Origin of the sequence: Pseudomonas sp. SF2 (assembly GCF_036858055.1) — a bacterium.
Classification (GTDB): Bacteria; Pseudomonadota; Gammaproteobacteria; order Pseudomonadales; family Pseudomonadaceae; genus Aquipseudomonas.
In genome coordinates this window covers 76146-90446 of record NZ_JAMBDI010000018.1, presented here as the reverse complement: position 1 = coordinate 90446, position 14301 = coordinate 76146, and the positions used below count along the sequence as shown (strand labels likewise).

The window sequence follows — 14301 nt, the reverse complement described above, 5'->3', positions numbered from 1 at the left end:
TGCCATGCATCAATTGACCCTGGCCGAGATCGCCCGCGGACTCGCCGACAAGTCGTTTTCCTCCGAAGAGCTGACGGGCGCCCTGCTGGCGCGCATCAAGCAGCTCGACCCGCAAATCAACAGCTTCATCAGCGTCACCGAAGACCTGGCCCTGGGCCAGGCGCGTGCCGCCGACGCCCGTCGCGCCGCTGGCGAAACCGGCGCGCTGCTGGGTGCCCCGATCGCCCACAAGGACCTGTTCTGCACCAACGGCGTACGCACCAGCTGCGGCTCGAAGATGCTCGACAACTTCAAGGCGCCGTATGACGCCACCGTGGTTGCCAAGCTGGCCGATGCCGGCATGGTCACCCTGGGCAAGACCAACATGGACGAATTCGCCATGGGTTCGGCCAACGAATCCAGCTACTACGGCGCGGTGAAGAACCCCTGGAACCTCGAGCACGTCCCGGGCGGCTCGTCGGGCGGTTCGGCCGCGGCGGTGGCTGCGCGCCTGCTGCCAGCCACCACCGGCACCGACACCGGCGGCTCGATCCGCCAACCGGCGGCACTGACCAACCTCACCGGCCTCAAGCCGACCTACGGTCGCGTGTCGCGCTGGGGCATGATCGCCTACGCCTCCAGCCTCGACCAGGGTGGCCCGCTGGCCCGCACCGCCGAAGACTGCGCCCTGCTGCTGCAAGGCATGGCCGGCTTCGACGCCAAGGACTCCACCAGCATCGAAGAGCCGGTGCCGGACTACAGCGCCAACCTGAATGCTTCGCTGCAGGGCCTGCGCATCGGCCTGCCGAAGGAATACTTCGGTGCCGGCCTGGACCCACGCATTGCCGACCTGGTCCAGGCCAGCGTCAAGGAACTGGAAAAGCTCGGCGCGGTGGTCAAGGAAATCAGCCTGCCGAACATGCAGCACGCCATCCCGGCCTACTACGTGATCGCCCCCGCTGAAGCCTCGTCCAACCTGTCGCGTTTCGACGGCGTGCGCTTCGGCTACCGCTGCGAAAACCCGAAAGACCTCACCGACCTGTACAAGCGTTCCCGTGGCGAAGGCTTCGGCGTCGAAGTGCAGCGCCGCATCATGGTCGGCACCTACGCCCTGTCGGCTGGCTACTACGACGCCTACTACGTGAAGGCGCAACAGATCCGCCGCCTGATCAAGAACGACTTCATGGCAGCCTTCAACGACGTCGACCTGATCCTCGGCCCGACCACGCCAAACCCGGCCTGGAAGCTCGGCGCCAAGAGCAGCGACCCGGTCGCCGCCTACCTGGAAGACGTCTACACCATCACCGCCAACCTGGCGGGCCTGCCGGGCCTGTCGATGCCAGCCGGCTTCGTCGACGGCCTGCCGGTCGGCGTGCAACTGCTGGCGCCATACTTCCAGGAAGGCCGCCTGCTCAACGTCGCGCACCGCTACCAGCAAGTGACCGACTGGCACACCCGCGCCCCCAACGGCTTCTGAGGAATTCACACATGCAATGGGAAGTTGTGATCGGGCTGGAAATCCACACTCAGCTCGCCACCCAGTCGAAGATCTTCTCCGGCAGCGCCACCACCTTCGGTTCCGAGCCGAACACCCAGGCCAGCCTGGTTGACCTGGGCATGCCAGGCGTACTGCCGGTACTGAACCAGGAAGCCGTGCGCATGGCGTGCATGTTCGGCCTGGCCATCGATGCCGAGATCGGCAAGCGCAACGTGTTCGCACGCAAGAACTACTTCTACCCCGACCTGCCCAAGGGCTACCAGATCAGCCAGATGGACCTGCCGATCGTCGGCAAGGGCCACCTGGACATCGCCCTGGAAGACGGCACCATCAAGCGCATCGGGGTAACCCGCGCGCACCTGGAAGAAGACGCCGGCAAGAGCCTGCACGAAGACTTCAGCGGCTCCACCGGCATCGACCTGAACCGTGCCGGCACCCCGCTGCTGGAAATCGTTTCCGAGCCGGACATGCGCAGCGCCAAGGAAGCGGTGGCCTACGTCAAGGCGATCCACGCGCTGGTACGTTACCTGGGCATCTGCGACGGCAACATGGCCGAAGGCTCGCTGCGCTGCGACTGCAACGTGTCGATCCGCCCGAAAGGCCAGACCGAGTTCGGCACCCGCTGCGAGATCAAGAACGTCAACTCGTTCCGCTTCATCGAGCGCGCGATCAACAGCGAGATCCAGCGCCAGATCGACCTGATCGAGGACGGCGGCAAAGTGGTGCAGGAAACCCGCCTGTACGACCCGAACAAAGACGAGACCCGCTCCATGCGCAGCAAGGAGGAAGCCAACGACTACCGTTACTTCCCCGACCCGGACCTGCTGCCGGTGGTCATCGAGGACAGCTTCCTCGAAACCGTCCGTGCCGGCTTGCCGGAGCTGCCAACGCAGAAGGTCGAGCGCTTCCAGAGCCAGTACGGCCTGTCGGCCTACGACGCCAACGTGCTGGCATCCAGCCGCGAACAGGCGGACTACTTCGAGGAAGTGGTGAGAATCGGTGGCGACGCCAAGCTGGCTGCCAACTGGGTCATGGTCGAACTGGGCAGCCTGCTGAACAAGCTGGGCATCGAGATCGACCAGGCGCCGGTCAGCGCCGCGCAGCTGGGCGGCATGCTGTTGCGTATTCGCGACAACACCATCAGCGGCAAGATCGCCAAGACTGTGTTCGAGGCCATGGCTGCCGGTGAAGGCGATGCCGACAGCATCATCGAAAGCAAAGGCCTGAAGCAGGTCACCGATACCGGTGCGATCGACAAGATGCTCGACGAAATGCTGGCGGCCAACGCCGAGCAGGTCGAACAGTACCGCGCAGCCGACGAGGCCAAGCGTGGCAAGATGTTCGGCTTCTTCGTCGGCCAGGCGATGAAAGCCTCCAAAGGCAAGGCCAACCCGGGGCAAGTGAACCAATTGCTCAAGGCCAAGCTCGAAGGGTGATTGTTTTATCCCTGTAGTCCTGCGAGGGCTTCGCCCTCGTTCGCGGCTGAAGCCGCTCCCACAGGTACAGCGCTGCTCTCGACAGCGGTGATATACCTGTGGGAGCGGCTTTAGCCGCGAATGGGCCATATCGGAGCATCTGAATTGCTAAAACGATCCCTGAGCACCCTCGCCCTCCTCTCCCTGCTGGCCGGCTGCGCCAGCCAGGACGTCGACGTCGACCCCGACGGCTACGACAAGACCGGCACCGCCTCCTATTACGGCGCGCGCCATCATGGCAAACGCACCGCCAGCGGCGAACCGTTCAACCAGCACGGCCTCACCGCCGCCCACCGTAGCCTGCCCTTCGGCACCCGGGTACGGGTGACCAACCTGGCCAATCAGCGCAGCGTCGTGGTACGCATCAACGACCGCGGCCCACATACCCGCGGCCGCCTGATCGATCTATCACGTGCCGCCGCAGAAAAAATCGGCATGATCCGTAGCGGAACCGCACGCGTGCGGGTACAAGGGCTTAGCAACTGACGCGACAGGAGTCCGACCATTTTCGACCTCGCCACCCTTCCCACCTTCAGCCTCCTGCAACTGGGTATCGCCCTGCTGTTGCTGGTCGGCGGTGCCGAACTGCTGGTGCGCGCAGCCCTGCGCCTGGCCCAGCGCCTGCACGTACGCCCGCTGATCATCGGCCTGAGCCTGGTGGCCTTCGGCAGCACCGCTCCACAAATGACCGTGAGCCTGCAGGCTGCCTACCAGGGCGTGCCGGATGTGGCGGTGGGCAGCGTAATCGGCAGCAATATCTTCAACGTACTGGTCATTCTCGGCCTGGCCGCCCTGATCATCCCGCTGCGCGTGTCGCGGCAACTGGTACGCCTGGACATTCCACTGATGATCGTCGCCAGCGCCCTGGTCTACGCGTTATCCGCCAACGGCCACCTGGGCCGGGTCGAAGGCGTGTTGCTGCTGATCGGCCTGGCCGGCTACCTGGCGATACTCTGGCACCAGTCGCGCCACTACGCACGCACCTACCCCGCTCCGGCCGCCGTCACAAACGGCGCCGGGCGCTTCTGGTCGGGCACGCTGCTGCAGGTGCTGGCCGGCCTGGGCCTGTTGAGCCTGGCGGGCCATTTGTTGCTAGAGGCCGCCGTAGAAGTGGCCACCGACCTGGGCCTGTCCGAGCGCATCATCGGCCTGACCGTCGTTGCCATCTGCACCTCCCTGCCGGAACTGGCCGCCGCGCTGATCGCCGCCCTGCGCGGCGAACGGGAAATCGCCGTAGGCACAGTGATCGGCAGCAACCTGTTCAACCTGCTGGCCGTGCTGGGCCTGACCGCAGTGGTCACCCCCGAGCCACTGTCGATCTCGCCCAACGCCCTGGCCTTCGACCTGCCGGTGATGCTCGGTGTTGCCGCGCTGAGCCTGCCGGTGTTCTATTCCGGCTACCGCATCACCCGCGCCGAAGGCCTGGTGTTCCTCTGCCTGTACCTGGCCTATGGGCTGCACGTCGCGGCGTTTACCATGGGCATGCCACTGGCCGGCCGCTTGGAGCGGTTGATGCTGTTCTACGTACTGCCGGTGCTCGCCATGGTGTTGCTGTACACCACCATACGAGCCTGGCGCCGCCAACACTAAGGAAAACAACATGGCTGATAGCAAGAAAACCGGCGAACAGATTCGGCGCCAGGTGATGGGCGATGTGTTCGTCGACCGCGCCTTGGGCAATGCCACCGACTTTACCCAGCCACTGCAGGACTTCGTCAACGAACATGCCTGGGGCAGCGTGTGGGCTCGCGACGGGCTGCCGTTGAAAACCCGCAGCCTGATTACCCTGGCCACGCTGACGGCACTCAAGTGCCCGCAGGAACTCAAGGGGCATGTGCGTGGGGCGTTGAACAATGGCTGTACGGTGGAGGAAATTCGCGAAGCGCTGCTGCATTGCGCGGTGTATGCAGGGGTGCCGGCGGCAATCGATGCTTTCCGTGCAGCGCAGGAAGTGATCGACAGTTATCAATAGGTAGCCTCGCTCCCACAGGTACCGCACAGCTTTCGGAGCCTGCGTAATCCTGTGGGAGCGGGTTTACCCGCGAAGAGGCCAGTACTGTGTTACCTACCTGGCCTGGCGAGCCTTCTTCATCTTGAAGGCCACCCACAGCACCAGGATCCACCCCGGGATCAGCATCACGGAAATGCGAATCGGCGGGGTCAGGTACATCACCACCAGGATCAGCACGATGAATGCCAGGCACAGGTAGTTGGTAACCGGGTGCCCCCAGCTCTTGTAGAACGGGTTAATCCCGGCCGCCAGCTTGGCCTTGCGGAACTTCAGGTGGGTAATGCTGATGCTCGCCCAGTTGATCACCAGCGCCGACACCGCCAGGGCCATCAGCAAACCAAAGGCTTCACCCGGCATCAGGTAGTTGATCAGCACGCACAGCCCGGTGGCGAAAGCCGACACGCCCAGCGCGGTCAGCGGCACACCGCTACGGCTTACCTTCAGCAACTGACGCGGTGCATCGCCCTGGCTGGCCAGGCCGAACAGCATGCGGCTGTTGGCGTACACGCAGCTGTTGTACACCGACAGCGCGGCCGTCAGCACCACGATATTGAGGATGGTTGCCACCAGGTCACTGTCCAGCTCGTGGAAGATCATCACGAACGGGCTGCCACCCTGCACCACCTTCTGCCACGGGTACAGCGACAGCAGCACTGCCAGGGCACCGATATAGAAGATGAGGATGCGGTACACCACCTGGTTGGTGGCCTTGGGGATGCTCTGGCGCGGGTTGTCGGCCTCGGCAGCGGTGATACCCACCAGCTCCAGGCCACCGAACGAGAACATGATCACCGCCAGCGCCATCACCAGGCCGGTGACACCGTTGGGGAAGAAGCCGCCGTATTGCCAGAGGTTAGCCACGCTGGCGTCCGGGCCGCCATGGCCGCTGGTCAGCAACCAGGCGCCGAAGCCGATCATGCTGACGATGGCCACCACCTTGACCAGGGCGAACCAGAACTCCATCTCGCCGTAGACCTTCACCTGGGTCAGGTTGATCAGGTTGATCACCACGAAGAAGATCGCCGCCGTGGCCCAGGTGGGGAAGCCGGGCCACCAGTACTGCACGTAGATGCCCACCGCCGTCAGCTCGGCCATGCCGACCAGCACGTACACCACCCAGTAGTTCCAGCCCGAGACGAAGCCGGCGAACTCGCTCCAGTACTGGTGGGCGAAGTGGCTGAAGCTGCCAGCCACCGGCTCTTCCACCACCATTTCGCCGAGCTGGCGCATGATCAGGAAAGCCATCAGGCCGGCAATGGCATAGCCCAGCAGCACGGAGGGGCCGGCCAGCTGGATGGTCTGGGCGATACCCAGGAACAACCCGGTACCGATGGCCCCGCCCAGCGCGATCAGCTGGATATGGCGATTCTTCAGCCCGCGCTGTAACCGCTCGGGCGTGCTCTGGTCTTGCATGAAGTGTCCTTTAGCTCAGTGAGGCTGTGTTTTTTGTGTTGTTTGCAGTCAAGGATCTAGATCCATCCGCCCCACTGCAAGATGAAAATGCCAATGTTGGTGGTGATCGCCGCCATTAGCGTGGTAATCACGATGATCGACGCCGCCAGCTCATGGTTGCCCTTGGCCGCCCGCGCCATGACGTAGCTGGCCGCTGCGGTCGGGCTGCCGATATACAGGAACAGGATGCCCAGCTCGGCCCCACGGAAGCCGCATAGCCAGGCGCCGAGGGTGCCTAACAGCGGGAGCCAGACCACCTTCACCAGGCTGGCGTCGATGGCCAGCCTGCCGCTGGCGCGCAGCGCCGCCAGCGACAGCGTGCCGCCGATGCAGATCAGCGCCAGCGGCAGGGTCATCTGCGCCAGGTAGTCGCCCGAGGTCAGCAGCCAGTTGGGCAGCGGCACCTGGCCGTAGGCCATGGGCGTGGCCACCAGCACACTGATGATCAGCGGGTTGCTGAAAATGCTCTTGCAGATGCTCCACGGGTCGGACTTAAGGTCCGGGCTGTACACCGCCAGCACCACTGCCGACAGCGAGTTGTACAGAAGGATGACCAGGCCGGCGAGCACCGCCCCCAGGGAGATGCCGTAGTCGCCGTACAGGCTGGCGGCCAGCGCCAGGCCGATCACACCGTTGTTGCCGCGAAATGCGCCCTGGGTATAGATGCCCCGGTCTGCCCGCGGGCTGCGCCAGATGGCCAGGCCCCAGGCAATGGCGAAACCGACCAGAGTGGCGACGATGAAATAGAGGAGGACGCCGGGTTTGACCGCCGTGGCCAGGTCGGCGTGGTAGATGCCGAGGAACAGCAGCGCCGGCATGCACACGTTGAACACCAGCTGCGAGGCGACGCGGTTGAAATTGTCGTCGATCAGGCGGATACGTTTGAGCAGCATGCCCATGAACAGCATGGCGAAGACCGGGGCCGTGATGTTCAGTGTCTGGATAAGAAGGGCGAGCATGCGCAAGCGATCCTGGAGGGGGTTGCCGTTAGGGGGCTAATGATACGCCAACGGCCGGGACTTGCGGGGATCGCGGGGTGATAAAGAGAAGTTTCTGTCAGTTACGGCCCTTTCGCGGGTAAACCCGCTCCCACAGGTACTGCACAGGTCTTGAGGCTTGTGAAATACCTGTGGGAGCACAGGTACTGCACAAGTCTTGAGGCTTGTGAAATACCTGTGGGAGCGGGTTTACCCGCGAAGAGGCCAGTACAGTCAGTACTGAATCAGCGCCGGACCGGGCGCTTCTGCAGTTTGCGCTGCAAGGTCCGTCGGTGCATGCCCAGCGCCCGCGCGGTGGCCGAGATATTGCCCTCGTGCTCGTTCAGCACGCGCTGGATGTGCTCCCACTGCAGGCGGTCGACCGACATCGGGTTTTCCGGCACCAGGGTGTCCAGGTCGGTGTGCTCCGACAGCAGCGCCGCCAGCACGTCATCGGCATCGGCCGGCTTGCACAGGTAGTTGCAGGCCCCGCGCTTGACCGCCTCCACCGCAGTGGCAATGCTCGAGTAACCGGTCAGGATCACCACGCGCATTTCCGGGTCCAGCTCCAGCAGCTTGGGCAGTAGCACCAGCCCGGAGTCGCCGTCCATCTTCAGGTCCAGTGTGGCGTAGTCCGGCAGGTCCTGCTGGGCCAGGATCAACCCTTCCTCGGCAGAGCTGGCAGTGCTCACGCGGAAACCGCGGCGGCTCATGGCACGAGCCATGACCCGGGTGAAGGTGGCATCGTCATCCACCAGCAACAGGTGCGGCAGCTCTTCGCCTTCGACCTGGTTTTCTTCGCTCATCATTCATCTCCTCGCTTGCCATAGGGCAGGCGCAGTTCGGTCAGGGTGCCACCCTGTTCATGACTATAGAGTTTCACCGAACCGCCCGCACGGGTCACGCTGGCCTTGCTCAAGAACAGGCCCAGGCCGAAGCCTTTGCCTTTGGTGGTAATGAAGGGTTTGCCGATGGCTTCGGCGATGGCCGGCGGCACGCCGGGGCCATGGTCGCGGATGCTGATGACGATGTCATGGGTGTCCCAGTCCAGGCGCACTTCAAGGTCATCGGGGCAGGCATCGGCGGCATTGTTCAACAGGTTCAGCAGCGCCTGGGTCAGGTCCGGCGGCGGCGTCAGGCGCGGCACCTGGCCATCGCGCAGGCGCTGGAAGCGGTAGCTGGCTTCCGGGCGCATCAGGTGCCAGCGGTTGAGCGCTTCGTCCAGCCAGGCCGTCACGTCCTGCTCCACCACGGCCAGGCGGCGGTTGGCTTCGGCGGCGCGTACCAGCTGCTGCAGGGTTTCCTTGCACAGCTTCACCTGGTCCTGAAGGATCTGCAGGTCTTCCTGCAGCAGCGGGTCGGCGTGGTCCTGGCGCATTTCGTTCAGCAGCACGCTCATGGTCGCCAACGGCGTGCCCAGCTCATGGGCGGCACCGGCGGCCTGGGTGGCCACGGCCAGCAGCTGCTCGTCGCGCAGGCTCTCTTCACGCCGCTCGGAACGCAGCTGCTCCTGGCGGCGCAGCTCTTCGGCCATGCGTGCGGCAAAGAAGGTAATCACTGCAGCGGCCAAGGCAATACTCAGCCACATGCCGTACACCTGCATCTTGTCCCGCGCCATCGGCAGGCCTTCGAGGGGGTAGAACTGCACCAGCAGCAGGCTGTAGGCGGTCAGGGCAATGCCGGAAAGGATCAGCGAATACAGCCACGGCAAGGTAACTGCGGCAATCGCCAGCGGCACCAGGTAATACGACACGAACGGGTTGGTCGAGCCGCCGGAGTAATACAGCAAGGCACTGTGGATCAGCAGGTCGCAGGCCAGTTGCAGGGCATACTCCAGTTCGGTGACCGGCAACGACAGGCGCAGGCGCAGGGCCGTGAAGGCACACAGCAGCGAAGACAAGGCCAGGGTGCCGGCCAGTGACAGCCAGGGCAAGGGCAGCAGTTCGGTCCAGTAGGCGACGCCCACGGAGCCGGCCTGGGCAGCCAGGACCAGGACCCGAATGATGGTCAGGCGCCAGAGATTCTGACGGGTAGCGGACAGCGGTTGTACGGCGGCGAGCATGAGCTCTCCTGATGAGTGCTCCAGAAAATCGGCTGGAGTATACCGAAGCCGGGCGCCTCGCTGCAGCGATGCGGCAAAGCGCCACACTTTGTCACAGGTTGATGATGGCACTTTTGAACCCACTACACTGTTGCCGGTCTGATGGGCCATGCGTGGAATGGATGACCAGAACCCACGCCTTATATTGCCAAGGAGTATCACATGCAAATCCCACGTCGCGGCACCGCCCTGATCCTGTCCTGCGGCCTGCTCGCCAGCCTGCCGGCGCTGGCTGCCGATGAGCCGCGTTACAACCAGGTCTCGCTGCGCGCCGAAGTCAGCAAGGAAGTGGCACGCGACCTGATGGTCGTGACCCTGTACAGCGAAGCGCAGAACACCGACCCGGGCAAGCTCGCCAAGCAGATCACCGAAACCATGAACAAGGCCGTACAGCAGTCGCGCCAGGTCAAGGACGTGAAGATCAGCCAGGGCAGCCGCAACAGCTACCCGGTGTATGACAGCAAGGGCCAGAAGATTACCGGCTGGCGCGAACGTGCCGAGCTGCGCCTGGAAAGCGCCAACTTCCCGGCCCTGTCGCAGCTGACCGCCGACCTGCTGCAAGAGCTGAAAATGGGTGGCATGGACTTCTCCATCGCCCCGGCCACGCGCAAGGCCAGCGAGGATGCACTGCTCAAGGATGCGGTGGATGCCTTCAAGGCGCGCGCGCAGTTGGCTACCGAGGCGCTGGGTGGCAAGGGTTACAAAGTGGTCAGCCTGAACCTCAACAGCAGCGGTTACCCACGCCCGTACCTGCGCAGTGCGCCGATGGCGATGAAGGCCATGGGGGCTGATGAGTCGGCACCGGCGCCGGATATCGAGGCCGGGACCAGTGAAGTGAGCATGAATGCCGATGGCCTGATTGAAGTGCAGATGCCTTAACAGATCCACGAAATACCTGTGGGAGCGGGTTACCCGCGAGACGACACCGCGGTGGATGGCACGGGCTTCGCCCGTGTTCGCGGGCAAGCCCGCTCCCACAGGGATCGCGTCAAATTCAGGGTTTCAGACCTTTCCTACGCACTAAAAAGGTGCTTCCTACAACTTCCCTCGCCCAGAAACATCCCGCAAAAAGCCATCATTTTGCCCGCGCAAACGTTTAACTTCGCTGAAAGTTATACCAATGCGACATCCATGTACGCCCGTACCACTTTTCTGACGCCAATCATCCGTCCCCATATTGCATTGGGAACGCCCCCTGCATAAGTATCCGCAGGTCGGCTCACGAGGCCACCTCAATCGAAAAATGACAAAAATGAGGCCACCATGCTCAAACACGCAGTCCTTCCGTTCCTGCTAGGTGCAGGCTTGCTCTCTGGCGCACCATCGGCCCTCGCCGCATCGAACCTGGTGTTCTGCTCCGAAGGCAGCCCGGCCGGCTTCGACCCGGGGCAATACACCACAGGGACTGACTTTGACGCCTCGGCCGAGACCGTGTTCAACCGCCTGACCCAGTTCGAACGTGGCGGCACTGCCGTCATCCCGGGGCTGGCGACCAAATGGGAAGTGTCGGATGACGGCAAGACCTACACCTTCCACCTGCGCGAAGGGGTCAAGTTCCACACCACCGACTACTTCAAGCCCACCCGCACCTTCAACGCCGACGATGTGCTGTTCACTTTCAACCGCATGCTCGACAAGGACCACCCGTTCCGCAAGGCCTACCCCACCGAGTTCCCGTACTTCACCGACATGGGCATGGACAAGAACATCGCCAGGCTGGAGAAGCTCGACGAGCACACGGTGAGGTTCACCCTCAACGAAGTCGACGCCGCATTCATCCAGAACCTGGCCATGAGCTTCGCCTCGATCCAGTCCGCCGAATACGCCGACCAGTTGCTCAAGGACGGCAAGGCCGCCGACATCAACCAGAAGCCGATCGGCACCGGCCCGTTCGTGTTCAGCAAGTATCAGAAGGACGCGCAGATCCGCTTCAAGGGCAACAAGGACTACTGGCAACCCGACGACGTGAAGATCGACAACCTGATCTTCGCCATCACCACCGACGCCTCGGTGCGCATGCAGAAGCTGAAGAAGAACGAGTGCCAGGTCACCCTGTTCCCGCGTCCGGCCGACATCCAGCCGCTAAAGCAGGACCCCAAGCTGCAGATGCCTGACCAGGCCGGCTTCAACCTCGGCTACATCGCCTACAACGTGATGGACAAGATCAAGGGCAGCAACGAGGCCAACCCGCTGGCCCAGCTGAAAGTCCGCCAGGCGCTGGACATGGCCGTGGACAAGAAAAAGATCATCGAGTCGGTCTACCAGGGCGCCGGCCAGCTGGCGGTCAACGCCATGCCGCCGACCCAGTGGTCCTACGACGACAGTATCAAGGACGCGCCATTCGACCCCGAAAAGGCCAAACAGCTGCTCAAGGAAGCCGGCATCAAGGAAGGCACCGAAATCACCCTGTGGGCCATGCCGGTGCAACGCCCGTACAACCCCAATGCCAAGCTGATGGCCGAGATGCTGCAATCCGACTGGGCCAAGGTCGGCATCAAGGCAAAGATCGTCAGCTATGAATGGGGCGAGTACATCAAGCGCTCCAAGGGCGGCGAACAGGGCGCCATGCTGATCGGCTGGAGCGGTGACAACGGTGACCCGGACAACTGGCTGGGCACCCTGTACGGCTGCGATGCCATGAGCGGCAACAACTTCTCCAAGTGGTGCTACAAGCCCTACGACGACCTGATCAAGCAGGCCAAGGCCACCTCCGACCAGGCCAAGCGCACCGAGCTGTATCAAAAGGCGCAGCACATCCTCAAGGAGCAGGTGCCGATCACCCCGATCGCCCACTCCACCGTGTACCAGCCCATGAGCGTCAAGGTGAAGGACTACAAGATCAGCCCGTTCGGCCTGAACTCCTTCTACGGCGTCAGCGTGGACAAATAGCCTAGCTACGGCACCCGCTAAACGGCGGGTGCCCGCCAACCTCGCCACCTCTTCATGTCGTCCCGCCGCTACCCGCAGCGGGGTCGGCGAACTGTTGCCGCCATTCGTACCCCGAGGCGGCGCAAACAGCCGTAACAGGACTTGCCATGCGCCATACCACCCGCCTTTCCGCCCTGCTGGCCCTGGGCCTGATCAGCCAATCGCCGGCCCTGCTGGCCAACAATCTGGTGTTCTGCTCCGAAGGCAGCCCCGCCGGCTTCGACACCGCGCAGTACACCAGCGCCACCGACAACGACGCCGCCGAACCGATCTACAACCGCCTGGTCGAGTTCGAGCGCGGCGGCACCGCCGTGCACCCTGCCCTGGCGACCCGCTGGCAGGTGTCCGACGATGGCCTGCGCTACACCTTCCACCTGCGCGAAGGGGTGAAGTTCCACAGCAACAAGGCCTTTACGCCGAGCCGCGACTTCAACGCCGACGATGTGCTGTTCACCTTCAACCGCATGCTCGACAAGAACCATCCGTTCCGCCAGGCCTACCCGACCGAGTTCCCCTATTTCATCAGCATGGGCCTGGACAAGAACATCGCCCGTGTCGAGAAAGCCGATCCACTGACCGTGATCTTTACCCTGAACAAGGTCGATGCCGCGTTCATCCAGAACCTGGCCATGAGCTTCGCTTCCATCCTCTCTGCCGAATACGCCGAACAGCTGATGGCCAGCGGGCGCCCCAGCGACATCAACCAGCAACCGATCGGCACCGGGCCGTTCGTGTTCCAGCGTTATCAAAAGGATTCGCAGATCCGCTACAAGGGCAACAAGGCCTATTGGGCACCCCAGGAGGTGAAGATCGACAACCTGGTGTTCTCGATCAACATCGACCCTTCGGTGCGCATCCAGAAGCTGCGCCGCAACGAGTGCCAGGTCACCCTGCACCCGCGTCCCGCCGACCTGCCGGCGCTCAAGGCCGACAGCAAGCTGCAGGTGCAGCAGCAGCCGGGCTTCAACCTCGGCTACATCGCCTACAACACCCAACACCCACCGTTCGACCGCCTGGAAGTGCGCCAGGCGATGGACATGGCGGTGAACAAGCAGGCGATCATCCAGGCCGTGTACCAGGACTCCGGCCAGTTGGCAGTCAACGCCATGCCGCCGACCCAGTGGTCCTATGACGACAGCCTCAAGGACGCGCCCTTCGACCCGGAAAAGGCCAAGCAGCTACTGCAGCAGGCCGGGGTCAAGCCGGGTACCGAGATCACCCTGTGGGCCATGCCGGTGCAGCGCCCGTACAACCCCAACGCCAAGCTGATGGCGGAAATGCTCCAGGCCGACTGGAGCAAGCTCGGCTTCAAGGTGCGCATTGTCAGCTACGAATGGGGCGAGTACCTCAAGCGCATGAAAAGCGGCGAGCACGATATCGCCCTGATCGGCTGGACCGGGGACAACGGCGACCCGGACAACTGGCTGGGAACCCTCTACAACTGCGATGCCATCGGCAGCAACAACTACTCGCTATGGTGCGACCCGCAGTACGACAGCCTGGTCAAGCAGGCCAAGCAGGTCACCGACCGCGCGCAGCGCACCGCCCTGTACCAGCAGGCCCAGCAGCGGCTCAAGCAACAGGTGCCGATTACCCCGGTGGCGCACTCCACGGTCAACCAACCGCTGAGCGTCAAGGTTTCCGGGTTCAAGGTCAGCCCGTTCGGGCGCAATGATTTTTCCGGTGTGAGTGTCGACTGATCTTTAACCCTCAAGGGCCTCTTCGCGGGTAAACCCGCTCCCACAGGTACGGCGCACATGCCGAAACCTGTGGTGCCCCTGTGGGAGCAGGTTTACCCGCGAAAGGGCCAACACAACACCCCGATTCAGCCCGGCGACCCCGGGCAACCCTGGCAACACCGCAGCAATCACCCGGCCCAC

12 protein-coding genes are annotated in these 14301 nt (G+C 63.3%); 8 read left to right on the top strand and 4 right to left on the bottom strand.

Features of this window, described 5'->3' with window-relative positions; all coding sequences use genetic code 11:
* Nucleotides 1–4 precede the first annotated feature (4 nt).
* The 5 genes from gatA (at nucleotide 5) to M2S36_RS11975 (ending at nucleotide 4924) form a co-directional block, all read left to right on the top strand.
* A complete protein-coding gene (gatA, locus tag M2S36_RS11995; protein ID WP_207834723.1) occupies nucleotides 5–1456 on the top strand; it encodes an Asp-tRNA(Asn)/Glu-tRNA(Gln) amidotransferase subunit GatA in 1452 nt (483 codons plus the stop codon).
* Between the two features lie 11 nt (nucleotides 1457–1467).
* Nucleotides 1468–2913, top strand: coding sequence for an Asp-tRNA(Asn)/Glu-tRNA(Gln) amidotransferase subunit GatB (gene gatB, locus M2S36_RS11990; protein ID WP_207834725.1), 1446 nt, complete (start codon nucleotides 1468–1470; stop codon nucleotides 2911–2913).
* Nucleotides 2914–3057: 144 nt separating this feature from the next.
* Nucleotides 3058–3438: a septal ring lytic transglycosylase RlpA family protein gene (locus M2S36_RS11985; protein WP_207834728.1), complete on the top strand. Its 381-nt coding sequence runs from the start codon at nucleotides 3058–3060 to the stop codon at nucleotides 3436–3438.
* 60 nt (nucleotides 3439–3498) lie between these two features.
* Nucleotides 3499–4542 carry a calcium/sodium antiporter gene (locus M2S36_RS11980; RefSeq protein ID WP_207834862.1) on the top strand — a complete coding sequence of 348 codons (1044 nt, stop codon included), beginning with the start codon at nucleotides 3499–3501 and terminating at the stop codon, nucleotides 4540–4542.
* 10 nt (nucleotides 4543–4552) lie between these two features.
* Complete coding sequence (locus tag M2S36_RS11975; RefSeq protein ID WP_063911346.1) at nucleotides 4553–4924, top strand: carboxymuconolactone decarboxylase family protein; 372 nt, start codon at nucleotides 4553–4555, stop codon at nucleotides 4922–4924.
* A gap of 93 nt (nucleotides 4925–5017) precedes the next feature.
* On the opposite strand, the gene M2S36_RS11970 is transcribed toward M2S36_RS11975, so the two are convergent.
* The 4 genes from M2S36_RS11970 to M2S36_RS11955 form a co-directional block, all read right to left on the bottom strand.
* Nucleotides 5018–6376 carry an amino acid permease gene (locus M2S36_RS11970; RefSeq protein WP_207834730.1) on the bottom strand — a complete coding sequence of 453 codons (1359 nt, stop codon included), beginning with the start codon at nucleotides 6374–6376 and terminating at the stop codon, nucleotides 5018–5020.
* A 56-nt stretch (nucleotides 6377–6432) separates the two neighbouring features.
* Nucleotides 6433–7374 carry an AEC family transporter gene (locus tag M2S36_RS11965; protein WP_207834732.1) on the bottom strand — a complete coding sequence of 314 codons (942 nt, stop codon included), beginning with the start codon at nucleotides 7372–7374 and terminating at the stop codon, nucleotides 6433–6435.
* 263 nt (nucleotides 7375–7637) lie between these two features.
* A complete protein-coding gene (locus tag M2S36_RS11960) occupies nucleotides 7638–8198 on the bottom strand; it encodes a response regulator transcription factor (RefSeq protein WP_025337806.1) in 561 nt (186 codons plus the stop codon).
* Nucleotides 8198–9454, bottom strand: coding sequence for an ATP-binding protein (locus M2S36_RS11955; RefSeq protein ID WP_087502527.1), 1257 nt, complete (start codon nucleotides 9452–9454; stop codon nucleotides 8198–8200). The genes M2S36_RS11960 and M2S36_RS11955 overlap by 1 nt, the downstream gene beginning before the upstream one ends.
* Nucleotides 9455–9655: 201 nt before the next feature.
* Between M2S36_RS11955 and M2S36_RS11950 the strand changes: the two genes are divergently transcribed.
* The 3 genes from M2S36_RS11950 to M2S36_RS11940 all read left to right on the top strand — a co-directional run bounded on the left by M2S36_RS11950 (nucleotide 9656) and on the right by M2S36_RS11940 (nucleotide 14121).
* Nucleotides 9656–10372: an SIMPL domain-containing protein gene (locus tag M2S36_RS11950; protein WP_015269044.1), complete on the top strand. Its 717-nt coding sequence runs from the start codon at nucleotides 9656–9658 to the stop codon at nucleotides 10370–10372.
* Nucleotides 10373–10756: 384 nt separating this feature from the next.
* Complete coding sequence (locus M2S36_RS11945; protein ID WP_207834734.1) at nucleotides 10757–12382, top strand: ABC transporter substrate-binding protein; 1626 nt, start codon at nucleotides 10757–10759, stop codon at nucleotides 12380–12382.
* 146 nt (nucleotides 12383–12528) lie between these two features.
* Nucleotides 12529–14121, top strand: a complete 1593-nt coding sequence (locus M2S36_RS11940) for an ABC transporter substrate-binding protein (protein ID WP_233687257.1) — start codon at nucleotides 12529–12531, stop codon at nucleotides 14119–14121.
* Nucleotides 14122–14301: the final 180 nt, after the last annotated feature.